Raw genomic sequence first — 21,324 nt, 5'->3', positions numbered from 1 at the left:
TGTGACTCAGGTCACCGACAGGCGAGCGGCGCCGCGTACACGCGGTCGAGAGCGACCGCCCCGCCCGCCATCGCCAGCACATTGCCGGGGAAGCTGGAGCGGCGGACGACATCGGCGGCCGACGATCGGGCGGCCACCTCGGCGCGCAGCGTCGCGAGGCAGCCGGGCATCCGGTTGACGCCGGCCTCGCCCACCACCAGGACCTCGGGATCGAAGAGGTCGAGCAGCACCGCCGCCGCCCGGCCGACGAGGCGTGCGCGCTCCTCGAAGAGCGCCACGGCGGCCGGCGCGCGGTGGAGCGCGAGGTCGAGAAGGGCGCGGAAGTCGGGGCGGTCGATCAGCCCGGCATCGAGGGCGCGGCGCACCAGCGTCTGCTCGGAGACGGCGGCCTGAAGGCAGCCGCTGCGGCCGCAGGCGCAGACCACCGTGCAGCCCTCGACCGGGAGGTGCGCGACGACGCCCGCCGCAGAGCGCGGGCCCTGGTGGACCACGCCGTCGGTGGAGAAGGCGACATCGACCACGTTGCCGACGAAGAGGTGCACGGCGCCGGCGCGGCGGACGGCCGCGCCGAAGAGCTGCTCGGCCCGCAGCAGCGCCCGCGAGTTGCAGTCGGCCCACACGGGCAGGCCGGTGGCCTCGGCCAGCACCGCGCCGGCCGGAACGTCGCGCCAGCCGAGCAGGTGGTGATCGACCACCGTGCCGGTCGTCGGGTCGACCCAGCCGCCGGTGGCGAGACCGACGCCGAGGATCTCGCGGGGACTGTCGCTGAGCTCGGCGACGCGGACGGCGATGGCCGCCAGGACACTGCCCGGGTCGGACGCGCCGTGCGGGTCCTGGCGCTGGGCCAGCACCCGGCCACGCAGGTCGAGCAGGGCCACTGTGGTGCGCGGAACGGCGACGTGCGCCCCGATCACCGCGACCCGATCCGGCTCGATGTCCAGCGGCACGTGCGGGCGGCCGTTGCCGGGCGGACCGGCCGCCTCCGGCGCCTCGCGGATCAGCCCCCGCTCGAGGAGGGAGGCGACGATGCCGGTCACCGAGGCCGCGGAGAGCTGGGACGCCCGGGCGACCGTGCTGCGGGCGATCGGGCCGTGCTCGAGGATGGCGCGCAGCACCGCCGCCGCCGAGTCGCGCGGCCGGCGGGACGCCTGCGCCGGCAGGTCGCCGCGCCGCGTCGTGCGCTCGAGTCCCACCGGCATGGAACGACGCTAACGCGACCTTGCGCGCGAATCCCCGTCGCGTTACCACTCGTTTCACAGACGGTAATGCTCAGATCTTTGCGGCGTACGAGCTCAAGCGAGCCGGCTGAGCAGCGGCAGGCTCTTGCTGACCACCCCGCTGACACCGAGGCGCTCGGCGCGGGCGAGGTCGGCCTCGGTGTCGACCGGCCAGGCCAGCACCAGGTCGGTGGCGCGGTGGAGCTCGGCCACCACGGGTTCGGTGAGCAACCGCAACCGGATCGACACGCCGTCAGCCGGTGAGCGGCGCAGGCGGGCGCGCAGCCGGGCCAGCTGGAGCCGGTTGGCGGCGGAGAGGATGCGCCGCACGTTCGGGTCGCCGGCGAACGCCTCGAGCATCGCCCACTGCTTGGTGCAGACCGCGACCGACGGTCCCGCACGCAGCGCCTGCGCGACCCGGGACGCCACCTCGATCGAGCGGCCCTTGAGATCCAGCATCAGGCGCGGGTCGTCGCCGGCAACGGCGAGGATCTCGTCGAGGCTCGGCGCCACCGTGCCGCGGCGGGCCCGCCCATGCCGTACCTCCAAAGCGTCCCGCCGCAGATAGACGTCGGCCTCGACCAGGTCGACGCCGGTAGCCAGGGCGGCCCTCAGGCCGGCAACGGAGTTTCCGGCCCGATGGGCCACCGCGAGCATGCGATCAAGTCTGCCCGGTGGCGGTGAGTGGCGTCGCGATGTGCAGAAGATCGCGAGTGCCCTCTTTGGGAGATCGCCACCATCGACCACTATGGCCGCATGACCGATTCGACGTACGACGTCATCGTGGTCGGGGCCCGCTGCGCCGGGTCGCCGCTCGCGATGCTGCTCGCCCGCCGCGGGTACCGCACGCTGCTGGTGGACCGGGCCACCTTTCCGAGCGACACCGTCTCGACCCACGTCATCCACCCGCCGGGCGCGGCCGCGCTGCAGCGCTGGGGCCTGCTCGACCAGGTCACGGCGACCGGCTGCCCGCCGGTCGGGCGCTACTCCTTCGACTTCGGACCGGTCACGCTCGCCGGGGCGCCGGGCACTGCCGATTCCCCGTACGCGTACGCGCCGCGCCGCACGCTTCTCGACAAGATCCTGCTGGACGCCGCGGGGGCGGCCGGCGCGGAGATTCGCGAGGGGTTCGTGGTCGAGGAGGTGCTCGTCGACGACGGCAAGGTGACCGGGATCCGCGGCGCTGACGGCGTGACCGAGCGGGCGCGCGTGGTGGTCGGCGCGGACGGACGCAACTCGGTGGTCGCCAAGGCGCTGAACCCCGCCTCGTACGAGGAGGTGCCGCCGCTCACCGTCGGCTACTACTCGTACTGGAGCAACCTGCCGGCCGACACGTTCGAGGCGTACAGCCGGCCCGGGCGCGGGTGGGCGGTCTGCCCGACGAACGACGACCTGACGCTGGTCATCGGCGGCTGGCCGCACGCGGAGCTCGCATCGCACCGGGACAACATCGAGGAGACGCTGATGGAGACGTTCGCGCTCTCCCCCGCCTTCCTCGAGCGCATCCGCGACGCGAAGCGGGAAGAGCGGATCGTCGGCGCGTCGGTGCCCAACTACTTCCGGGTTCCGTACGGCGAGGGCTGGGCGCTGGTCGGCGACGCCGGCTACAGCCGCGACTTCATCACCGCGCAGGGCATCACCGACGCGTTCCTGGACGCCGAGGAGCTCGCGCTGTCGCTGGACGAGGCGCTGAGCGGCCGGGCGCGGTGGGCCGACGCGCTGGGCGCCTACCGGTCCCACCGGGACACCCGCGCGATGCCGGTCTACCAGATGACGCTGGGCATCGCGTCGCTGCAGCCGCCGGACGAGCAGATGATCCAGCTGGTCTCGGGGATCGCCGGCAAGCAGCCCGCCATGGACGCGTTCGCCCGCCTCAACTCCGGGGTGACGTCGCCGGTCGAGTTCTTCGCGCCCGAGAACGTGGGCAAGCTGCTCTCCTCCTAGAGCAGCGTCCGGATCTCGGCGGCGAAGCCCTGCGGGTCGGTCAGGTGCAGCATGGAACCTGACCGGCCCACGCTTCGCAGCACCGCGTCCTCGATCCCTTGCTGGTCCTCGTCGAAGGTCAGCACGCACCGCGTGGCGTACGCGTCGGCGAACGCCATGGCGAGAGCCGCCGACGCGCCGTGCCCCACCACGATCGGCGCGCGCAGCAGTCCGAGACCGCCCACCAGGCGGTCGAGGTCACGGGCAAGGCCCTCGACCGGGCAGCCGTCGCGGGCCGGGCTCAGGCCGTGCCCCGGCAGGTCGGGCGCGATCACCGTGCAGCTCGCCACCGCGATCAGGTCGGCGGCGAGCGGCCACCACACCGTGCGGTCGTGCAGCAGGCCGTGCAGCAGCAGGACGGGGCGGCCGAACTCCCCCCAGCGGTCGTAGACGAGCATGCTCTTCGGGCTGCCGGCGGCGTGGGTCGAGCGAAGGGGACGCATATCTCATCAACTTCCGTGACGGGAGGTTGGCGACGGCTATACCCCTGCGACGGCCCCGTGAAGCGCTCAAACCTCCTGTTTGAGTGAGCGGAGCAGTACCGTCGCGACGTCGACGACTTCGACGTTGTCGTGTTCGGCTTTGGCGGTGACGCCGTCGCCGATCATGGTGTGGCAGAACGGGCAGCCGACCGCGATGGTCTTGGCGCCGGTGGACAGGGCTTCCTCGGTGCGTTCGATGTTGATCCGCTTACCGATTTTCTCTTCCATCCACATCCGGGCGCCGCCGGCCCCGCAGCAGAACGACCGTTCCCGGCTCCGGGGCATCTCGACCAGGCCGGCGGCCTCGCCGAGGACCTCGCGGGGGGCGTCGAAGACCCGGTTGTGCCGGCCCAGATAACACGGGTCGTGGTAGGTGACCTCACCGCCGATCGGCTCGACCGGCGTCAACCTGCCGGTGGCGACGAGGTGCGCGAGGAGTTGGGTGTGGTGCACCACCTCGACCTTCAGGCCGAGTTGCTCGTACTCGTTGCCGAGCGTGTTGAAACAATGCGGGCAGGTCGCCACGATCTTCTTCACCCCCGCCCCGTCTTCGTCCGGGCGCCCTTACCGGCGAACCGCTCCGGCGCCGGCTGACCCAGCCGGATCACCGACGTGATCGTCAGAACCGCCCGCACCGCCAACACCACAGCCGTGACCGTGACGGCGCCCGCCAAGACGGTGGCGACAATCTGCGCAGTGCCCATGTGGTGCCCTTCAGACGAGGTGGTCGGCGAAGTCGCGGAGCTGGGCCAGGTTGGCGCACTCGACCACGCGTTCGCAGTGGGGGGCGTAGAGCCGGATCGCCGAGTCGCCGGTGTCCCAGTTGACCTGACGCTCCGGGTTGAGCCAGAAGACGTGGGCGACGCGCCGGGCGAAAAAGCGCAACCGGTCCTCCTGCGCGGCGCGGTGGTTGTTCCGCCCGTCGCCCAGGATCAGCACGTCGCCGTGCTGGTCTGCCCTCGGACATACCCGATCGGCGCCAAGCGGATCTGCATGGACACCGGCTACTTCGAGGCCTACAACCGGGACAACGTCACGCTCGTCGACATCCGCGCCGACCCGATCGCCGAGATCACCCCGACCGGGCTGCGCACCGCCGCCGCCTCGTACGATCTCGACATCCTGGTCTTCGCGACCGGCTTCGACGCGGTGACTGCACAACGGCCTGATCACCGACGCGGTGGCGCTCGACCCCGACGGCACCGCCACCCAGGCCGTCTTCGCGGGCACCGTCGTCGTGAAGTCCGGGTCACCCGTGGACGGCCGCTCGCGGTGGGGTCGGCGCGTCCCGCGCCGCAGTCGGCTCCGGCTTCTACCCCCACCAGTTCCAGGTCGGGCAGACCGGCAAGACGGTGGCACCGCAGCTCTACATCGCGCTGGGCATCTCGGGGGCGATCCAGCACCGGGCCGGCATGCAGACGTCGAAGACCATCGTCGCGGTCAACAAGGATCCCGAGGCGCCCATCTTCGAGCTGGCCGACTACGGCGTCGTCGGTGACCTGTTCCAGGTCGTGCCCCAGGCGGCGGAGGAGATCCGCAGGCGCGAGTGAGCGATGGCAGTAGGCTGGGCGGCGTGGATCACGAGGAACGCATCGCCCTGTTCATCGACTACGAAAACCTGGCGATCAGCGCGCGGGAACACATCGGCGCCCCGTTCGACCTGCGCCCGGTCGCCGACGCGCTGGCCGAGCGGGGCCGCGTGGTGGTGCGGCGGGCGTACGCGGACTGGTCCTTCTTCGATGAAGACCGCCGCATGCTGACCCGTTCGCATGTCGAGCTCATCGAGATGCCGCAGCGGCTGGGCGCGTCCCGCAAGAATGCCGCCGACATCAAGATGGCGATCGACGCGCTGGAAACGGCTTTCGAGCGCGCCTACATCTCGACGTTCGTCCTGTGCACCGGCGACAGCGACTTCACTCCCCTGGTCCAGAAACTGCGCGAGCTGAACAAGCGCGTGATCGGCGTCGGGGTCGAGAAGTCGACGTCCGCGCTGCTCCCGCCCGCGTGCGACGAGTTCCTGTACTACGACCGCCTCGAGGGCGTCCTGCCCGCCGCCCCCGAACCCGAGATCGAAGCTCCACCCGTACGCGATGTGAATGCCCTTTCCGCTCTGGTGGCGCAATCGGTGGCCGGTCTGCAGAGCAGCTCGGGCGGCCCGGTCACGGCCTCGACCCTCAAACGCACCCTGCTGCGGAAAGACCCCACCTTCAACGAGGCCGAGTACGGTTTCCGCGCCTTCGGCGAATTGCTGCGCCACCTGGCGGGCATCAATGTCGTCGAGCTGATTCCCGGCTCGGCCAAGGGCGACCCCGAGGTGGCCCTGCCGGAAAGCGGCGACCGAGAGCAGGCCTTCGCGCTGCTGCGCACGGTGGTACGCGACCTGGGCGGCTCGGTCGCCCTTTCCGGCCTGAAGAACAAGGTACGCAAGGTCGTGCCCGACTTCAGCGAGAAGAAGCTCGGCTACCGCAGCTTTCTGCAGTTCTGCAAGGCGGCCGCGACGAACGGCGCCGTCTCCCTGAACTGGAACGACGACATCGACGACTACCTCCTGATATCGGCCGCCTGATAGGCCGTGGTCCAGAAGTCGTGGATGACCCGGGCCGAGTCGGGGGTGGTCATCCCGACCTGGCTGAGCAGGAAGCCGGTGATCTGGTTCTCCGGGTCGCCGTAGGCCGAGGCGCCGCTTCCGCCGTCCCAGCCGAACTGGCCGATGGGCGCGTAGTCGGCGCGGTAGGTACGCACCGCCGTCCCGAAGCCCCAGCCGCCGTGCTGCACCTGCCGCAGGTCGCGCGACATGCGGTCGCGCAGGCCGATCTCGGCGATCCCGGCCGCGAAGCCGGGGTGGTCGGGCCGCACCCGGTGGACCCGATGGGTCAGCAGGGTGCCGCCGGGGCAGGCGGTGGCGGCGTGCACCCCGGCGTACCAGCTCTGCACCGCCAACCGGGACCGGGCCGGGTCCACCTCGATCTCCACGGGCGCCACCGGCCCGGCGTGCTCGGCCCGGTAGGCGCCGGGGCCGGACTCGGCCACGACGGTCATCGCCCCTGCCGTGCCGCCGAGGCCCGGGCCAGCACCAGGAGGTTGTCGTCGCCGACCCGGCCCTCGGCGACGGCGAGCAGGAGCGCGGCGACGGGTGCGGCGAGCGTTTCCTGTACTTCCCACCGGGCGGGCAGCACCTCGAGCTCGGCGAGCAGGGAAGGCGTCATGCCGACGAGCTTCGAACCGGCGGCTCCTCCGGCACAACGCATGCCACGCTTGCCCGGGACGCGATCTATCCGGCCTGACCTGCTCTTTTATTCCGTCGGGCGGTCGTTTCGGGAGTGTCCCGGGACGGGACGGGACACCCGGGCCAGGCCATCGCCGGCCGCGGACGCCAGGTAGTCGATGCCGTGCGCGGTCGCGATCTCGAGCGCCGCCCGGAAGTGTCGCGCCGCGGCGTCGCGGTCACCCATGGCAAGACAGGCTTCCGCGTACGGGAGCTGCACCAGAGCCTGGCCGAGGCCGGTGCGGACCCGCACGCGGATGGCGTCCTCGCCGGGTGGCAGCAGCGCGGTCGCCCGCCGCAGGAGCTCGGCGGCGGCCGCGGGATCGGCGACGTACAGGCGGATCTCCGCCAGCTGGAGAAGGGCGATGGCCTCGCTGAGGGGGTCGCCCTCGCTCTCCCACAGCGCACGGGCCGCCCCGAGCTGCGGCGTCGCCTCCGCCAGCAGGCCGATACGCATCAGCGTGGCGCCCAGCAGGTACCGGTGCGAGGCAGCATGCGGCGGTCGCCGAGCCGGATCGCGGCCGGCAGGCTGAGTCCGCGGCGCAGCCGCGCGTGCCGCCGCGTCGCGCGTGGGAGATAGAGGCCAGCTGGGCGAGCCCGACCGCCGGCGCGTCGATGCGCAGCTCCACGGCGAGCGAGAACGTCGCGGTGAGGTTGACCCACTCGGTGCTCATCCAGTCGAGGGCGGTGTCATAGGCGGAGAGGTCAGGAAGCGCGGGCGGCGGCTGCGACACGATGGCCGGCAGCGGGATGACGACCTCGACCAGCCGCTTCACGGCCAGCCCTCCCGCCAGGTCCTCGTGCACGCGCCGATCCTGGACACGGCCGGCCCGGCGACGCCCGACCCGTGTCACGGGTTCAGGACGCGGACCGGGGCGCCGGCCCGCCAGGCGGCGATGTTCTCGACGATCTGCTCGTACCAGGTTCGGTAGGTGGCGTCGGTGACGTAGCCCAGATGCGGCGTCAGTACTGTGTTCGGGGCGCCGCGCAACGGGTTGCCCAGCGGGAGCGGCTCGGTGCCGTACACGTCGAGGCCGGCGCCGGCGATGGCGCCGGTGGTCAGCGCGGCGACGAGCGCGGCCTCGTCGACGATCGGACCCCGGGACGTGTTGATCAGCACGGCGGAAGGCTTCATGGCCGCCAGTTCGGGAGCACCGATCAGGCCGCGCGTGCGGTCGCTCAGTTTCAGGTGAATGGTGAGGACGTCGGCGGAGGCGAGCAGCTCCCCCTTGGTCACCAGCGTGGCCCCGGCCGACGCGGCCTGGGACGCGGAGAGGTTCTGGCTCCAGGCGATCACGCGCATGTCGAAGGCCTGGCCGATGCGCGCCACCTGGGTGCCCAGCCGGCCCAGGCCGAGGACGCCGAGGGTGCTGCCGGCCAGGTCGAAGCCGACCGTGGTCTGCCAGCGGCCCTCGCGCAGGGCGCGGTCCTCGGTGACCACATGGCGGCGGCACGCCAGGATCAGGGCCCAGGTCAGCTCGGCGGTGCTGACCCCCGAGCCGGTGGTGCCGCAGACCGTGACGCCGGCCGAGGCGGCGGCGGCCAGGTCGATGGCGGCGTTGGCCATGCCGGTGGTGACCAGCAGGCGCAGGTCGGGGAAGAGCGTGAAGTCGCCGAAGGGGGTGCGCTCGCGCATCGCCACCACGACCGATGCGCCGCGCAGCGCCTCCGCCAGCTCAGCGGGGTCGTCGATGTGCTCGTGCAGCACGGACACCGAGGCGTCCGGCAACGAATCGAACGCGCCGTATCGGCGTGCGGCCCGCTGGTAGTCATCCAGCACGACGATCTTCATGCGGCTCAGGTTAGGCCAAGGAACTCCGCAGCGTTCGTGGCCAGCAGCTTGGCCCGCTGCGGCTCACTCAGGAACGAGGCGTTGCGTACCACCGCGCCCGCCGGGCGTTCCCCCAGCGGGTACGGGTAGTCGCTGCCCACCACGACCCGGTCCTCGCCCATGGTGTCGACCAGCAACCGCAGCGCCGGCTCGCTGAACACGACCGAGTCGACGTAGAACCGGTCGGCGTAAGCGCTCGGCGGCATCGTGGACTTCCCGCGCACGATGTCGCCGCGCCGCTCCCACGCGTTGTCGGCCCGGCCCAGCCAGTACGGGAAGCTGCCGCCCCCGTGGGCGAAGCAGAGCCGCAGCGACGGCGGCACCCGGTCGAGCACCCCGCCGAGCACCAGCGCGAGCGCCGAGAGATGCGTCTCGGCCGGCATCCCGGTCAGCCAGCGCGCCATCCATCGGTCGAGCCTCGGCCCCTCCGGCATATCCCACGGGTGCACGAAAACGGGCGCGCCCATCGCGGCGCAATGCTGAAGAAATTCGGCAATCCCGGCGTCGTCCAGGTCGCGATCGCCGACGTGATTGCCGATCTCCACGCCCACGTGCCCGGCGGCCAGACAGCGATCCAGCTCCGCGCAGGCGGCCGCTGGATCCTGCAACGGGACCTGGCAAAACGGGACAAAACGCGGATCAGAATCAACCAGCGACAGGGTCAGGTCGTTGAAGATCCGCGACAGCTTGACGGCCTGCGACGGCGTACGGTCATAGCCGAAAAAGACCGGCGTAGGCGAGACGACCTGCCGGGAAACCCCGTCGGTGGCCATGTCCGCGAAGCGGACGGCCGGATCCCAGCACGACGAGTCGATCCGGCGGAACTCGCTATCGCGGATCATGATGACCGCCTCGCGCTCGGTCTCGACCTTGAGCCAGGGCCAGCCGTCCCCGCCGCACGCGACGGCGAGGTCCGGCCAGCCCTTCGGCACGACGTGCGTGTGCACGTCGATGACGTCCGCCATCAGCCCTTGCCCGGGTGCAGCGCGCCGCAGTTGGCGCAGGTGCGCGCCTTCTCGTCCTCGTAGAAGGCGGTGAACACCGGCGGCAGGTCGGCGACGATGTCGCGCACCTGCAACTCGACCTCGTGCACAAGCGCATCGCAGTTCATGCAGTACCACTGGAACTTCTCGAGCGTGCCCTCCTCGCGGACCCGCTCGACGACCAGGCCGATCGAGCCGGCCTCGGGCCGCTGCGGCGAGTGCGGCGTGTTGCCGGGCAGCACCCACATCTCGCCCTCGCGGATGTGCACGTCCTTCGGGCCCTCGCTCGTCATCGTCTTGACGTGCATGTTGCCCTTGACCTGGTAGAAGAACTCCTCGTACGGGTCGACGTGGAAGTCGGTACGGGAGTTCGGGCCGCCGACCACCATGACGATGAAGTCGTCGCCGGTCGGGAACATCTGCTTGTTGCCGACCGGGGGCTTGAGCAGGTGCTTGTTGTCGTCGATCCAGCCGGGGAAGTTGATCGGGTCGGTCGTCATGGCTGTGCCTCCTTGCGCAGGATCGCTACGGCTTGCATCTCGATGAGCAGGTGGGGATGGGGCAGCTGATGCACCGCGACGGTTGTCCGGGTTGGTCCGCTTTCGTCGAAGAAATCGCCGTAGACCGCGTTGTAGCCACCGAAGTCATTCATGTTGGTGAGATAGGTAGTCACCTGGACCAGGTCGGTCAACCCGCAGCCCACCGACTGCAAAATGTCCGAAATATTCTCGATGACGGCCTTGGTCTGCTCGCGAATATCCAGCGAGGTGGTCCCCAGAGCGTCGACCGAAGCGCCGGCGATGGTGTTGTCGGGCCGACGGCTGCTGGTCCCGCTCACGAAGACGAACCCGCCCGCCACCTTCACATGCGGAAACCTTCCGCGCGGCGTGGCCTTGCCGGCCACGACCCGCGCGGTCACGACGAAGCCTTCAGCCGCGCGGCCCCGAGCTTTTCCACACTGACGCGTACGGCGGAGCCGGGCTGGACGGACACCGCCGCCGTGGCCGCCCCCGCCAGCACGATCGACTCATCCGGAAGGATCCGGCCGGGATACAGCCGCGCCGCCTCGGCGAATGCCCGCCGCGGATCCCCGAGAATCGCCGCCGTGGACCCGATTTCCACCACCCGGCCGTCGATCTCGAGCAGCACCCCGAGGTTGTCGACGCCGTCCGGCACCGGCTGCCAGTTCCCGACCACGAACCCGGCCGCCGAGGTGTTGTCGGCGATCACCTCGGGCAGCGTGAACTTGAAGTCGAGCCACCGCGAGTCGATCACCTCCAGGGCCGGCGCGATCGCCGCGATCTCGCCGCCGCGCACGAGGAACGCCACCTCGGGCTCGACCTTCGGGTGGATCCGCGGCGCCAGGTCGAGCACCCCGCCGTCCGCGATCCGCATGGCGTCGGTGAGCCATCCCCAGATGACCTCGTCGACGCCCATCTGCTGCATCTTGGCCCGGCTGGTCAGCCCGAGCTTGATCCCCACGATCTTCTCGCCGCGGGCCTCCCGCCGAGACACCAGATCACGCTGGATCGCGTACGCGGCCGGCACGTCGAACGCCCCCGGCCCGAACGACGGCAGCTCTTTGACCCCGGTCAGCGCGTCGTCGAGGGCGCCGGCGTAGTCAGTCATCGGTCTTCTCCTGCACGAGGTCGAGAGCAACGTCCACGATCATGTCCTCCTGGCCGCCCACCATCCGGCGACGCCCCAGCTCCACCAGGATCGTGCGCGCGTCCACCCCGTACGTCCGCGCCGCCGACTCCGCGTGCCGCAGGAACGACGAGTACACCCCCGCATACCCCAGCGACAGCGTCTCCCGATCCACCCGCACCGGCCGGTCCTGCAACGGCCGCACGATGTCGTCGGCAGCGTCCATCAGCGCGAACACGTCGCAGCCGTGCTTCCACCCGTTCAGCTCGGCCACCGCCACGAACACCTCCAGCGGCGCGTTGCCGGCCCCGGCGCCCATCCCGGCCAGCGACGCGTCCACCCGGTACACCCCGTGCTCCACGGCCACGATGCTGTTGGCCACGCCCAGCGACAAGTTGTGGTGAGCGTGGATGCCGATCTCGGTGTCCGGGTCGAGGACCTGCCGGTAGGCGTCGGCCCGCTCGGCCACGTCGTTCATCGTGAGCCGCCCGCCGGAGTCGGTGATGTAGACGCAGTGCGCCCCGTACGACTCCATCAGCTTCGCCTGCTTCGCGAGCTCGGCGGGCGGGCTCATGTGCGACATCATCAGGAACCCGGAGACGTCCATCCCGTTCCCGCGCGCCCAGCCGATGTGCTGGGCCGAGATGTCCGCCTCGGTGCAGTGCGTCGCCACCCGCACGCTGGTCACCCCGAGGTCGCGGGCGGCCCGCAGGTCGGCGATCGTCCCGATGCCCGGCAGCAGCAGCGTGGTCAGCTTCGCGTTCTTCAGGACATCGGCGGCCGCACTGATCCACTCGGCGTCGGTGGCCGCTCCCCGGCCGTAGTTGATGCTCGACCCGGCGAGCCCGTCGCCGTGCGCCACCTCGATCGCGGCAACCCCGGCGGCGTCCAGCGCCGCGGCGATCTCGCGCACCTGCTCGACCGTGTACCGGTGGCCGATGGCGTGCATCCCGTCCCGCAGGGTCACGTCCTGCACGTAGATCTCGGTCACCGCGCCACCATCCGTTCCGCGGTCCGCACGGCGGCCGACGTCATGATGTCGAGGTTCCCCGCGAACTCCGGCAGGTAGTGCCCCGCGCCGGAGACCTCCAGAAACACCGTGACCAGCAGCCCGTCGTCGAGAGTCCGGAACTGCACCTCCTGCTTGAGGCGGTAGCCCGGCACGTACTGCTGTACCTCGGCGACCATGGCATCTATGGAGGCAGCGATCGCCGCGCGTGGGGCATCCAACGGACAGAGGCAGTAGACCGTGTCGCGCATGAGCAGCGGCGGCTCGGCCGGGTTCAGCACAATGATCGCCTTGCCCCGGCCGGCGCCGCCGATCACTTCGAGCGCCCGGGCGGTGGTCTCGGTGAACTCGTCGATGTTCGCGCGTGTGCCCGGCCCCGCCGACTTCGAGGCGATGGAGGCGACGATCTCGGCGTACGCGACGGGTGTCACCGCCGCGACCGCCGCGACGATCGGCACGGTCGCCTGACCACCGCAGGTCACCATGTTGACGTTCCGCTCGCCCGGATGCGCCGCCAGGTTGACCAGCGGCACCACGTACGGCCCGACGGCCGCGGGCGTCAGATCGACAACCTTCACCGGGTACGCCCGGAGCACCTCGTCGTTGTGCCGATGCGCCCCCGCCGACGTGGCGTCGAAGACGATCCCGACGTCCGCGAACTCGGGCAGCGCGACCAGGCCCTCGACGCCCTTGGCGGTGGTGGCGATGCCGAGCCGCTTCGCGCGGGCCAGCCCGTCCGAATCGGGGTCGATGCCCGCCATCGCCACCATCCGCAGCTCCGAGGAGGTGCGCAACACCTTGAACATCAGGTCGGTGCCGATGTTGCCCGACCCGATCACGGCCACGCCGACCGTCATCGTTGCTCCCCCTTCGAGAAGTTGGCCCGCACCGAGCCCAGCCCGGATATCCGCGCCTCGTAGGACGCTCCCGGCTGGGCGGGCACCATCGGGCCGAGCGCGCCGGAGAGCACCACATCGCCGGCGCGCAGCGGGCTTCCGGCGGCGTTGAGCGTGGTGGCCAGCCAGGCCACCGCGTGCAGCGGGTTGCCGAGGCAGGCCGCGCCCGCGCCCACCGAGACCGGCTCGCCCGCGTGCTCGAGCACCGCGCCGCACAGCCGCAGGTCCACGTCGGCGATCCGGCGCGGCGTCGTGCCGAGCACGTAGAGGCCGCTGGAGGCGTTGTCGGCGACCGTGTCCACGATGGTGATGTCCCACCCGGCGATCCGCGAATCGACCACCTCGATCGCCGGCAGCAGGAAGTCGGTCGCTCGCGCCACGTCGGCGACGGTCACCCGCCCCTCGGGCAGGTCGCCGCCGAGCACGAACGCCACCTCGGCCTCGACCCGCGGCTGCAGCAGCGAGCCGTGGTCGATCTCGGCGCCGTCCGGCACCGCCATGTCGGCCAGCAGCACGCCGAAGTCGGGCTGGTCCACGCCGAGCTGCCGCTGCACCGAGGGCGCGGTCAGCCCGATCTTGGCGCCGGCCCGCCGGCGTCCGGCCTTCTCCCACGTCTCGACCTGGGCTCGTTGCGCCGCATAGGCGGCGTCGACGTCGCCGGCCGGGATCCATCTCTCCCGCACGGGGGCGATGGGCTTCCTTGACGCGTACGCCTCCAGAAGCTCCTCAACGACGGTCGTCATTGCATGTCCACGCAGACATTCGTGTACTCCGAGTAGAAGTCGAGCGAGTGGCGGCCGCCCTCGCGGCCCACCCCCGAGGCTCGCATGCCACCGAACGGCGTGCGAAGGTCTCGCAGGAACCAGGTGTTGATCCAGACCAGCCCGACGTCGAGGCGGCTCCCGGCGCGCAGGGCCCGGCCCACGTCCCGGGTCCAGACGGTGCCGGCGAGGCCGTACGCGCTGTCGTTGGCCAGGGCGAACGCCTCCTCCTCGTCGTCGAAGGGCGCGATGTGGCAGATCGGGCCGAAGATCTCCTCGCGGACGGTCCGGGCGTCCTGGCCGAGCCCGGTGATCACCGTGGGCTCGATGTAGGAACCGCCGTCGCGCGCGTCGCCGAGGTGCGGCACTCCGCCGCCGGCCAGCACGGTGGCTCCCTCCTGCCGGGCGAGGTCGTAGTAACCGAGCACCTTGTCGCGGTGCGCCTTGGAGATCAGCGGCATCGTGCCGGTGCCCTCGTCGGTCGGCCAGCCGTAGGTCAGCTCCCTGGCGGCTTTGCTTATTCTGTCGACGAATTCGTCGAAGACGGGCCGCTGCACGTACAGCCGCTCGGTGCACAGGCAGACCTGGCCGCCGTTGGTGAAGCTGGACCGCACGCTGCCGGCCACGGCGGCGTCGAGGTCGCTGTCGGCGAAGACCAGGCCGGCGTTCTTGCCGCCGAGCTCGAACGACACCGCCTTCACCCCGTCCGCGGCGTTGCGCATGATCGCGGCGCCGGTGGCCGACTCGCCGGTGAACGTGATGGCGTCCACGTCGGGGTGGGTGGTCAGCCACTCGCCGGCCGCGTCCGGGCCGTGCCCGTGCACGAGGTTGAAGACCCCCTCGGGCACGCCCGCGGCGGCCATCGCCTCGGCCAGCACGGTCGCCGAGGCCGGCGTCTCCTCGCTGGGCTTGACCACGACCGCGTTGCCGCACGCCAGCGCCGGGGCGACCTTCCAGGTGAGCAGCAGCAGCGGCAGGTTCCACGGCACGATGATCGCGACGACGCCCATCGGCTTGCGGATCGCGTAGTTCAGCGCCCGCCCGCCGCTCGCGGTGGCCGTGGTGAACGACTCGGTGCCGGTGGCGGCCACGATGTCGGCGAAGGCCCGGAAGTTCGCGGCGCCGCGCGGGATGTCGAGGGTGCGCGCCTGCGCGATGGTCTTGCCGGTGTCGGCCACCTCGGCCCCGACCAGGTCGTCGAACCGCTTGTCGAGCTCGTCGGCGATCCGGCGCAGCATCGCCGCGCGCTCCTGCTCGGTGGTGCGGCCCCACGGCCCGCGCACGGCCTTGCGCGCCGCGGCAACCGCCTCGTCCACGACGCCGCGGTCCGACTCGGTGACCGAGAAGACCTGCTCGCCGGTGACCGGCGACATCTTGGCGAAGGTGTCGGACGGCTCGCGGAACGTGCCGGCGACGAAGTTGCGCAGAACCTTCATCGGCGCACCGCCTTTCCGATCAGGGCCGCGGCCAGGACGCCGGCCGCGACCGCCGCGCCGGCGAGGACCTGATGCTGCCGGCGGACCCGGCGGCGGACCGTCGAGTACGGCGTGGTGGAGAACGAGACCATCTCGTACCGGGAGACGTAGAGGCCGGGCAGCAGCCGCTCGAGCGTGTGCTCGACGCGCTTGCCCAACTTGAACAGCGGATCGGCGACCTTGTCGCGCATCTCCACGAAGTTCGCCAGGGCCATCTCGGCGATCGCCTCGCTGTTCTCCCGGCGGCCCTCCTCGTAGAGCGGCAGCGCGGCCGGCCAGTCGTCGCCGGTCGCCTCGAGGCAGCGGTCGAGCTCGACCACGTCCTCGAACGCGGCGTTGGCGCCCTGGCCGTAGAACGGGACGATGGCGTGCGCGGCGTCGCCGATCAGCGCGACCCGGCCCAGCATCTGCCACGGCGCGCAGGTGACCGTGCCGAGCAGGCCGACCGGGTTGTGCCGGTAGTCGCCGGGCAGGTCGGGGATCAGCTCCAGCAGGTCGGGGTAGTTCTTGCGGAAGTGCCGCTCGACCGCGGCCGGGCTGCCGAGCGAGGCGAAGCTGCCGGCGCCGCCGTTCGGCCAGAACAGCGTGCCGGTGAAGGAGCCGTCCGGGTTGGGCAGCGCGATCATCATCGAGGTGCCGCGCGGCCAGATGTGCAGGGCGCCGGGATCGAGCGCGAACCCGCCGTCCCGGGCCGGGATGGTCAGCTCCTTGTAGCCGTAGTCGAGGAAACTCACGGTCTCGTCGAACGCGTCCCCCGCGTACGCGAGAAGAAGCCCTCGCATCGCGGAGCCGGAACCGTCGGCGCCCAGAACGATGTCCGCCTTGGCCTGACTCCCGTCGGCGAAACCGAGGGTCCCGGTCTCCGGATCGAGCTCGGTGAGCGGATGGTCGAAGTGGATGGTCACGCCCGGCGTCGCCGACGCCGCGTCGAGAAGCGCGTCGTTGAGCGCGCCCCGGCCGATCGAGTTGATCGCCCGGTCCCCGGAGATGCTGTACGGCTGGAAGTTCGGCGCCCCGCCGAGGGGGTGCACCATCCGCCCGTGCATCGGCAGCGCGTCCGCGAGCACCTCGTCGGCCAGTCCGATCCGGCGCAGCGCGTCGATGCCGCGCTCGGAGAGGGCCAGGTTGATCGAGCGGCCGCGTTCGGCGCCGGTGACCCGCGGGTCGCTGCGCCGCTCGTAGACGTCGACGCGGTAGCCGCGCCGGCCCAGGTAGCAGGCGAGCAGGCCGCCGGTCAGCCCAGCGCCGATCACCGCGACGTGTTCCCTCATCGAGTTTCCTCCACACACGCGGCCAGCGCCTCCGCGGCCCGCCGACAGTCCAGATAGGTGGAATAGAGCGGCACCGGCGCGAACCGCACGACGTCCGGCTGGCGGGCGTCGGCGATCACACCGTGCTCGAAGCGCAGCCGCTTGGTGAGCGCGCCCGCGTTGCCCTCGTGCAGCCGCACCGAGAGCTGGCAGCCGTGCCGCTCCGGCTCGCGCGGCGTGATCACCGAGAGCGGGCGGGTCGCGACCACCTCGTCGAGCAGGCCGCGCAGGTACGTGGTGAGCCGCAGGCTGCGCGCGCGCAACGCGGGAATCCCGACCTCGTCGAAGATCTGCAGCGAGGTGCGCACGGGGCCCATCGCGAAGATCGGCGGGTTCGAGACCTGCCAGGCGTCGGCGCTGCGCGGCGGGCGGGAGGTGGGTGTCATCTCGAAGCGGGTGGCCGGCTCGGTGCTCCACCAGCCCTCGAACCGGGGCAGTCCGGGGTCGGCGTGGTGCCGCTCGTGCACGAAGACGCCGGCCAGCGCGCCGGGCCCCGAGTTCAGGTACTTGTACGAGCACCAGGCCGCGAAGTCGGCGCCCCACTCGTGCAGCTTCAGCGGAACGTTGCCGGCGGCGTGCGCGAGATCCCAGCCGACTACCGCGCCGGCTTCTCGGCCGGCCTTGGTGATCGCGGCCATGTCCAACAGCTCGCCGGTGAGGTAATTGACGCCGCCGAGCAGGAGCAGTGCCACCTCGTCGGTCAAGGAACCGAGGACATCTTCGGTGCGCAGCGTGTCCTCGCCCTCGCGGGGCTTCAGGCGCACGATCGTCTCGTCCGGGTCGAGGCCGTGGAAGCGGGCCTGACTGCGAACGGCGTAGCTGTCGGACGGGAAGGCCGCATCCTCGATGACGATCTTCGTTCGTACCCCGGCCGGGCGGTAGAACGACACCATCAGCAGGTGCAGGTCGACGGTGAGGGAGTCCATCACGACGACCTCGGACGGCAGCGCGCCGACCAGCCGGGCCGCCGGGGCGGTCAACAGCTCGTGGTACGGCAGCCAGGGCCGCGCCGCGTCCAGATGGCCCTCGACGCCGAGCCGGGCCCACTCGGCCAGGTCCTCCATCAGCTCGACCCGCGTGGCCTTGGGCTGCAGGCCGAGCGAGTTCCCGGCGAAGTACGCGACCTCGGGGTGGTCGCCGCCCTCGGCCGGCGGGATGTGGAAAAGGTGGCGGTGACCCGGGTCGTCTCTCTCGAGATCCATCACATGTCCGTCCTTGCGGTCCACAGCTCGGGGAAGACCGTGCGGCCCATGCTGCGCTGCAGCCAGGCCAGCCCGTTCGATCCGCCGGTGCCGGCCTTCGCGCCCATGGTCCGCTGGACCGCCTTGAGGTGCAGGTACCGCCAGTCGCCGAACCGGTCGGCCACCTCGGTGAGCGCCTCGCCGAGCATCCGCAGGTGGTTGTCGGGCCCGTCGTTGCGGTAGATGTGCACCCACGCCTCGGCCACGGTCGGGTCGGGCTCGTGCTCCTGGCTCACGTCCCGGCTGAGCAGTGCCGGGTCGATGTCGTGGCCGCTTCGGCCGACCAGCGCGATCACCTCGTCCCACAGGCTCGGCTCGTGCAGCGCCGCGGTGAGCTCCTCGAACGCCGGCGAGCCGCGGAACGGGCGGATCAGGGCCGGGTTGCGCAGCCCGATCAGGAACTCCACCTGACGGTACATCGCCGACTGGAAGCCCGAGCCCTCGCCGAGCAGGTCCCGGAACCGGTTGAAGTCGCCCGGGGTCATCCAGCGCAGCGTCTGCCAGGCCGCGTTGAGGCCTTCCAGGTGCAGGGCGGCGCGTCGCAGCGGCGCCAGCGCGGGCCACGGCTGGCCGGCGCGGACGTGGTCACGCGCCTGGGTCAGCTCGTGCCGGATGAGATTGAAGTACAGCTCCATGATCTGGCTGACGACCAGGAACGACATCTCGCCCGGGTCGCCGCTGAGCGTGCGCTGAAGCGTGTGCAGCGTGCTGGCGTGCACGTAGGAGTCGTAGGGCACGCGCTGACCGAACTCCAGCGTCGGACGCCCGCCGTTGCGGGCCGACCGTTCGTCGCGCTGCTCGGCGGTCGCCGGCCGCACGGTATCCACGGAATCCACTGGCCCTCCTCGGCTTTGCGGTACCGCTTCATACTTTCGCTGCGAGGGCCTCGGGAGGAATGCCGAATTAACGGTCATGACCTGGAGAAACAAGCGATCGGTGGCTAGATTCGCGAGATCGGTTTTCGATCGGAAGGTGACCGGATGGACGCGATGGACTGGGCCCTGCTGCGCGAACTGCAGGACGACGCGCGGCTGTCCTACAGCGAACTGTCCCGGCGGGTGCACCTGTCGCCGCCCGCCGTCGCCGAGCGGGTGCGCCGGCTCGAGGAGACCGGCGTGATCACCGGCTACCACGCCCACGTCGACTTGGCCAAGACCGGGCGCGCGGTGCTCGCGCTGATCCGGATGTCCTGTTATGGGCCGGGCTGCGTGCTGCGTGACGACAAGGTGCCGACGTGGCCCGAGGTGCTGGAGATCAGCCGGGTCACCGGGGACACCTGCTGCGTGCTCAAGGTCGCGGCGGCCTCGATCGACGCGTTCGAGGAGGTGATCGACCGGCTCGGCGCACACGGCACGCCGTCCAGCACGATGGTCCTGTCGACGCCGCTGAGCTGGCAGCCGATCACCCCGATCGGTTCATGACCGAGTGGTGAAAATTAGGTAGCATCAAACATCATTCTTCGGAGACGCACAGGAGGTCCCCGTGCCCGCCACTGAGCCGCTCGAGGACACGCCTTCGACGCAGGTCGGCCCGCGCATCCGCGAGTTCCGCAAGCAGCGCGGCCTCACCCTGCGCAGCCTGGCGTCCCGCTCGGGGCTGTCGATCGGCTTCCTGTCCCAGGTCGAGCGGGGCATCTCCTCGATCGGCCTGACCGCGCTGGGCAGCGTGGCGACCGCGCTCGGCCAGTCGGTGTCCGACTTCTTCGACGAGACGCCGGCCGCGCCGCACGAGCCGGTCGTGGTGCCGCTGCCCAGCCATTTCACGCTGACCCGCGCCGAGAACGCGGCGACACAGTACGTGTCCGGCCAGCAGACCTACCGCATGCTCTCCGAGCGGGGCGCGGGCCTGGTGCTCGAGCCGATGCTGGTGCACATCGCGCCGGGCGGGCAGCGCGAGAACGCGTACGGCCACGCCGGCGAGGAATTCGCGTACGTGATCACCGGCGAGCTGCTCTACGAGGTCGACGGCGTGGAGCACCGGCTGCGGCCGGGCGACAGCGTGCACCTGCGCTCGGCGGTCCCGCACCGCATGTACAACGACACCGACGCCGTGACCACGGTGGTGTCGGTCGTGACCCCACGCCTGTTCTGACCATTGTTCACGAGCGTGAAATCGTGCGGTCGACCTCCCCCATCGTCGCCTCCCAGATCGGCGAGCCCGGGGTGATCACGTCGAAGTGGTCGCCGGCCTGCTCCAGCAGCGGGATCCCCGAGGCCGCGGCGAAACGGCGGTTGATGTCGACCAGGTCGAGCCCGTCGCCGCTGCCCTGTACCAGCAGCGCGGGCGAAGCCAGCGGGAGACGGCGCATCGGGTCGCTCGCGGCGTAGACCTCCGGCATCTCGTCCGGCGTTCCGCCCAGCGCGGTCGTGATCGCCCCTTCGCCGAGGAACCGCCGCTGCCCTTCGCCCAGATCGAGCACCCCGGCCAGCGACACCGCGAGGGCGATGCCGGGATCGTCGGCGGCCAGGCGCAGCGCGAGCTGCCCGCCGGCCGAGTGGCCGAACAGGACGATCCGGGCGCCCGGATGCCGCTCGCGGGCCGCCGCGACCCCGGCCGCCACGTCCGCCGTGGTGGCGGCCCAGCCGTGCCGATCGGGCCGCCGGTACTCGAGGTTCCAGCCGATCCAGCCCCGGGCGGCCAGGTCGATGGCGAGCGCGTCCATCAGGTCGGCCGCCCAGATCGACCGCCAGAACCCGCCATGGATGAGCACCCCGACTGTGGACGGCCGCCCGGAATTGTCGGACCCCGCTGCTTCACTGGACCCCACCCAGTGCCGGGGTGGGGTTGAGAAGGGGGTTAAGAAGGGGGTTGAGAAGGGGCCACCGGCGACCCGCTCCTCGGCCCACTGCTCGGCGTGGTCGCCGTAGGCGATCCGCTCGGCCGGGTGCCGCAGCCGGTGCACCGCGTGCCGGATGGCCCAGACCAGGCCCCAGACACCCCGTCCGTGCAGGTGGTTCGGCCCGCTCACCGCGGCGGCAACGGTCAGGTCGTACCAGACCACCGACCCGGGTGCGGCCGGCATCAGCGCCCGATCGGCCGGCAGGGCCACGGCCGGCCCGTCGTTTCCCGCCAGCGCCGCGGCCGTCTCCGCCGAGCCGGCCGTGACCACCGTCCGGAGGCCGACCTCCAGCTCCTTCGCGGTGGTCTCGGCGAGCGAGACGAGCAGGTCCCGGTCGGCGACCAGGCCGGGCGCGAGCACGAGCAGAACGTCCACGGAGAAGCTC

General features: G+C 71.3%; 25 protein-coding genes and 2 pseudogenes. 5 read left to right on the top strand and 22 right to left on the bottom strand.

The genetic code is table 11. From position 1 onward, the window contains the following. Positions 1-11: 11 nt before the first annotated feature. Complete coding sequence (locus ACIA5D_RS27695) at positions 12-1,199, bottom strand: ROK family protein (RefSeq protein WP_396033158.1); 1,188 nt, start codon at positions 1,197-1,199, stop codon at positions 12-14. Between the two features lie 93 nt (positions 1,200-1,292). Beyond that, positions 1,293-1,874 carry a glycerophosphodiester phosphodiesterase gene (locus ACIA5D_RS27690; protein ID WP_396033156.1) on the bottom strand — a complete coding sequence of 194 codons (582 nt, stop codon included), beginning with the start codon at positions 1,872-1,874 and terminating at the stop codon, positions 1,293-1,295. A gap of 99 nt (positions 1,875-1,973) precedes the next feature. On the opposite strand from ACIA5D_RS27690, the gene ACIA5D_RS27685 reads away from it, so the two are divergent. Further along, complete coding sequence (locus ACIA5D_RS27685; protein WP_396033153.1) at positions 1,974-3,161, top strand: NAD(P)/FAD-dependent oxidoreductase; 1,188 nt, start codon at positions 1,974-1,976, stop codon at positions 3,159-3,161. On the opposite strand, the gene ACIA5D_RS27680 is transcribed toward ACIA5D_RS27685, so the two are convergent. The 4 genes and pseudogenes from ACIA5D_RS27680 to ACIA5D_RS27665 all read right to left on the bottom strand — a co-directional run bounded on the left by ACIA5D_RS27680 (position 3,158) and on the right by ACIA5D_RS27665 (position 4,621). Next, a complete protein-coding gene (locus tag ACIA5D_RS27680) occupies positions 3,158-3,643 on the bottom strand; it encodes an alpha/beta fold hydrolase (protein ID WP_396033152.1) in 486 nt (161 codons plus the stop codon). The genes ACIA5D_RS27685 and ACIA5D_RS27680 overlap by 4 nt on opposite strands. A 66-nt stretch (positions 3,644-3,709) precedes the next feature. Beyond that, positions 3,710-4,216, bottom strand: a pseudogene (locus ACIA5D_RS27675) ((Fe-S)-binding protein); the annotation flags it as partial. Beyond that, a complete protein-coding gene (locus ACIA5D_RS27670; RefSeq protein ID WP_396033151.1) occupies positions 4,216-4,386 on the bottom strand; it encodes a hypothetical protein in 171 nt (56 codons plus the stop codon). The gene ACIA5D_RS27670 and the pseudogene ACIA5D_RS27675, both read right to left, overlap by 1 nt. A 10-nt stretch (positions 4,387-4,396) precedes the next feature. Next, on the bottom strand, positions 4,397-4,621 hold the full coding sequence (locus ACIA5D_RS27665) for a hypothetical protein (RefSeq protein ID WP_396033150.1): 225 nt from the start codon (positions 4,619-4,621) through the stop codon (positions 4,397-4,399). Between the two features lie 338 nt (positions 4,622-4,959). On the opposite strand from ACIA5D_RS27665, the pseudogene ACIA5D_RS27660 reads away from it, so the two are divergent. Beyond that, a pseudogene (locus ACIA5D_RS27660) lies at positions 4,960-5,232 on the top strand (electron transfer flavoprotein subunit alpha/FixB family protein); the annotation flags it as partial. A gap of 23 nt (positions 5,233-5,255) precedes the next feature. Continuing rightward, positions 5,256-6,248, top strand: a complete 993-nt coding sequence (locus tag ACIA5D_RS27655) for an NYN domain-containing protein (protein ID WP_396033149.1) — start codon at positions 5,256-5,258, stop codon at positions 6,246-6,248. On the opposite strand, the gene ACIA5D_RS27650 is transcribed toward ACIA5D_RS27655, so the two are convergent. From ACIA5D_RS27650 to ACIA5D_RS27580, 15 genes are all read right to left on the bottom strand, one after another. Beyond that, complete coding sequence (locus ACIA5D_RS27650; RefSeq protein ID WP_396033148.1) at positions 6,224-6,721, bottom strand: hypothetical protein; 498 nt, start codon at positions 6,719-6,721, stop codon at positions 6,224-6,226. The two genes, ACIA5D_RS27655 and ACIA5D_RS27650, sit on opposite strands and share 25 nt — an antisense overlap. Then, positions 6,718-6,888 carry a hypothetical protein gene (locus tag ACIA5D_RS27645; RefSeq protein ID WP_396033147.1) on the bottom strand — a complete coding sequence of 57 codons (171 nt, stop codon included), beginning with the start codon at positions 6,886-6,888 and terminating at the stop codon, positions 6,718-6,720. Before ACIA5D_RS27645 ends, ACIA5D_RS27650 begins: the two co-directional genes overlap by 4 nt. Positions 6,889-6,975: 87 nt before the next feature. Further along, positions 6,976-7,404, bottom strand: coding sequence for a hypothetical protein (locus tag ACIA5D_RS27640; RefSeq protein ID WP_396033146.1), 429 nt, complete (start codon positions 7,402-7,404; stop codon positions 6,976-6,978). Between the two features lie 393 nt (positions 7,405-7,797). Beyond that, complete coding sequence (locus tag ACIA5D_RS27635; protein ID WP_396033145.1) at positions 7,798-8,739, bottom strand: D-2-hydroxyacid dehydrogenase family protein; 942 nt, start codon at positions 8,737-8,739, stop codon at positions 7,798-7,800. A 5-nt stretch (positions 8,740-8,744) separates the two neighbouring features. Further along, positions 8,745-9,746, bottom strand: a complete 1,002-nt coding sequence (locus ACIA5D_RS27630; RefSeq protein ID WP_396033466.1) for an amidohydrolase family protein — start codon at positions 9,744-9,746, stop codon at positions 8,745-8,747. Continuing rightward, positions 9,743-10,261: a 3-hydroxyanthranilate 3,4-dioxygenase gene (locus tag ACIA5D_RS27625; RefSeq protein ID WP_396033143.1), complete on the bottom strand. Its 519-nt coding sequence runs from the start codon at positions 10,259-10,261 to the stop codon at positions 9,743-9,745. The genes ACIA5D_RS27630 and ACIA5D_RS27625 overlap by 4 nt, the downstream gene beginning before the upstream one ends. Further along, complete coding sequence (locus ACIA5D_RS27620) at positions 10,258-10,680, bottom strand: RidA family protein (protein WP_396033142.1); 423 nt, start codon at positions 10,678-10,680, stop codon at positions 10,258-10,260. Before ACIA5D_RS27620 ends, ACIA5D_RS27625 begins: the two co-directional genes overlap by 4 nt. Continuing rightward, positions 10,677-11,390 carry a 2-keto-4-pentenoate hydratase gene (locus tag ACIA5D_RS27615; protein WP_396033141.1) on the bottom strand — a complete coding sequence of 238 codons (714 nt, stop codon included), beginning with the start codon at positions 11,388-11,390 and terminating at the stop codon, positions 10,677-10,679. Before ACIA5D_RS27615 ends, ACIA5D_RS27620 begins: the two co-directional genes overlap by 4 nt. Next, positions 11,383-12,399, bottom strand: coding sequence for a 4-hydroxy-2-oxovalerate aldolase (gene dmpG, locus ACIA5D_RS27610; protein WP_396033140.1), 1,017 nt, complete (start codon positions 12,397-12,399; stop codon positions 11,383-11,385). Before dmpG ends, ACIA5D_RS27615 begins: the two co-directional genes overlap by 8 nt. After that, on the bottom strand, positions 12,396-13,274 hold the full coding sequence (locus ACIA5D_RS27605) for an acetaldehyde dehydrogenase (acetylating) (RefSeq protein WP_396033139.1): 879 nt from the start codon (positions 13,272-13,274) through the stop codon (positions 12,396-12,398). The genes dmpG and ACIA5D_RS27605 overlap by 4 nt, the downstream gene beginning before the upstream one ends. Next, positions 13,271-14,056 (bottom strand): 2-keto-4-pentenoate hydratase, encoded by a 786-nt coding sequence (locus ACIA5D_RS27600; protein ID WP_396033138.1) that lies wholly within the window; start codon positions 14,054-14,056, stop codon positions 13,271-13,273. The genes ACIA5D_RS27605 and ACIA5D_RS27600 overlap by 4 nt, the downstream gene beginning before the upstream one ends. Continuing rightward, positions 14,053-15,510, bottom strand: a complete 1,458-nt coding sequence (locus tag ACIA5D_RS27595) for a 2-hydroxymuconic semialdehyde dehydrogenase (protein ID WP_396033137.1) — start codon at positions 15,508-15,510, stop codon at positions 14,053-14,055. The genes ACIA5D_RS27600 and ACIA5D_RS27595 overlap by 4 nt, the downstream gene beginning before the upstream one ends. Beyond that, the gene (locus tag ACIA5D_RS27590) at positions 15,507-16,820 is read right to left on the bottom strand and encodes an FAD-dependent oxidoreductase (RefSeq protein WP_396033136.1); all 1,314 of its coding nucleotides are present in this window, start codon (positions 16,818-16,820) and stop codon (positions 15,507-15,509) included. The genes ACIA5D_RS27595 and ACIA5D_RS27590 overlap by 4 nt, the downstream gene beginning before the upstream one ends. Further along, positions 16,817-18,061: a kynureninase gene (kynU, locus tag ACIA5D_RS27585; RefSeq protein WP_396033135.1), complete on the bottom strand. Its 1,245-nt coding sequence runs from the start codon at positions 18,059-18,061 to the stop codon at positions 16,817-16,819. The genes ACIA5D_RS27590 and kynU overlap by 4 nt, the downstream gene beginning before the upstream one ends. Further along, on the bottom strand, positions 18,061-18,936 hold the full coding sequence (locus ACIA5D_RS27580; protein ID WP_396033134.1) for a tryptophan 2,3-dioxygenase: 876 nt from the start codon (positions 18,934-18,936) through the stop codon (positions 18,061-18,063). The genes kynU and ACIA5D_RS27580 overlap by 1 nt, the downstream gene beginning before the upstream one ends. A gap of 144 nt (positions 18,937-19,080) precedes the next feature. On the opposite strand from ACIA5D_RS27580, the gene ACIA5D_RS27575 reads away from it, so the two are divergent. Continuing rightward, positions 19,081-19,521, top strand: a complete 441-nt coding sequence (locus tag ACIA5D_RS27575; RefSeq protein ID WP_396033133.1) for an Lrp/AsnC family transcriptional regulator — start codon at positions 19,081-19,083, stop codon at positions 19,519-19,521. 61 nt (positions 19,522-19,582) lie between these two features. Next, a complete protein-coding gene (locus ACIA5D_RS27570) occupies positions 19,583-20,191 on the top strand; it encodes a helix-turn-helix domain-containing protein (protein ID WP_396033132.1) in 609 nt (202 codons plus the stop codon). A 7-nt stretch (positions 20,192-20,198) separates the two neighbouring features. Here ACIA5D_RS27570 and ACIA5D_RS27565 read toward each other — a convergent pair whose 3' ends face one another. Beyond that, entirely contained in the window at positions 20,199-21,314 is a 1,116-nt protein-coding gene (locus tag ACIA5D_RS27565; RefSeq protein WP_396033130.1) for an alpha/beta hydrolase family protein, read from the bottom strand. Between the last annotated feature and the right edge of the window lie 10 nt (positions 21,315-21,324).

The organism is Actinoplanes sp. NPDC051513 (assembly GCF_044454685.1).
Lineage (GTDB): Bacteria > Actinomycetota > Actinomycetes > Mycobacteriales > Micromonosporaceae > Actinoplanes.
This window is presented reverse-complemented; position numbering and strand designations above follow the sequence as displayed.

Bases quoted from the DNA above. Each gene is read 5' to 3' on its own strand.
- ACIA5D_RS27615 (WP_396033141.1), bottom strand. From the start codon at position 11,390: ATGACTGACTACGCCGGCGCCCTCGACGACGCGCTGACCGGGGTCAAA.
- ACIA5D_RS27635 (WP_396033145.1), bottom strand. From the start codon at position 8,739: ATGAAGATCGTCGTGCTGGATGACTACCAGCGGGCCGCACGCCGATAC.
- ACIA5D_RS27625 (WP_396033143.1), bottom strand. From the start codon at position 10,261: ATGACGACCGACCCGATCAACTTCCCCGGCTGGATCGACGACAACAAG.
- ACIA5D_RS27670 (WP_396033151.1), bottom strand. From the start codon at position 4,386: ATGGGCACTGCGCAGATTGTCGCCACCGTCTTGGCGGGCGCCGTCACG.
- ACIA5D_RS27695 (WP_396033158.1), bottom strand. From the start codon at position 1,199: ATGCCGGTGGGACTCGAGCGCACGACGCGGCGCGGCGACCTGCCGGCG.
- ACIA5D_RS27645 (WP_396033147.1), bottom strand. From the start codon at position 6,888: ATGACGCCTTCCCTGCTCGCCGAGCTCGAGGTGCTGCCCGCCCGGTGG.
- ACIA5D_RS27640 (WP_396033146.1), bottom strand. From the start codon at position 7,404: ATGCGTATCGGCCTGCTGGCGGAGGCGACGCCGCAGCTCGGGGCGGCC.
- kynU (WP_396033135.1), bottom strand. From the start codon at position 18,061: ATGGATCTCGAGAGAGACGACCCGGGTCACCGCCACCTTTTCCACATC.
- ACIA5D_RS27575 (WP_396033133.1), top strand. From the start codon at position 19,081: ATGGACGCGATGGACTGGGCCCTGCTGCGCGAACTGCAGGACGACGCG.
- ACIA5D_RS27680 (WP_396033152.1), bottom strand. From the start codon at position 3,643: ATGCGTCCCCTTCGCTCGACCCACGCCGCCGGCAGCCCGAAGAGCATG.
- ACIA5D_RS27590 (WP_396033136.1), bottom strand. From the start codon at position 16,820: ATGAGGGAACACGTCGCGGTGATCGGCGCTGGGCTGACCGGCGGCCTG.
- ACIA5D_RS27685 (WP_396033153.1), top strand. From the start codon at position 1,974: ATGACCGATTCGACGTACGACGTCATCGTGGTCGGGGCCCGCTGCGCC.
- ACIA5D_RS27595 (WP_396033137.1), bottom strand. From the start codon at position 15,510: ATGAAGGTTCTGCGCAACTTCGTCGCCGGCACGTTCCGCGAGCCGTCC.
- ACIA5D_RS27650 (WP_396033148.1), bottom strand. From the start codon at position 6,721: ATGACCGTCGTGGCCGAGTCCGGCCCCGGCGCCTACCGGGCCGAGCAC.
- ACIA5D_RS27605 (WP_396033139.1), bottom strand. From the start codon at position 13,274: ATGACGGTCGGCGTGGCCGTGATCGGGTCGGGCAACATCGGCACCGAC.
- ACIA5D_RS27600 (WP_396033138.1), bottom strand. From the start codon at position 14,056: ATGACGACCGTCGTTGAGGAGCTTCTGGAGGCGTACGCGTCAAGGAAG.
- ACIA5D_RS27690 (WP_396033156.1), bottom strand. From the start codon at position 1,874: ATGCTCGCGGTGGCCCATCGGGCCGGAAACTCCGTTGCCGGCCTGAGG.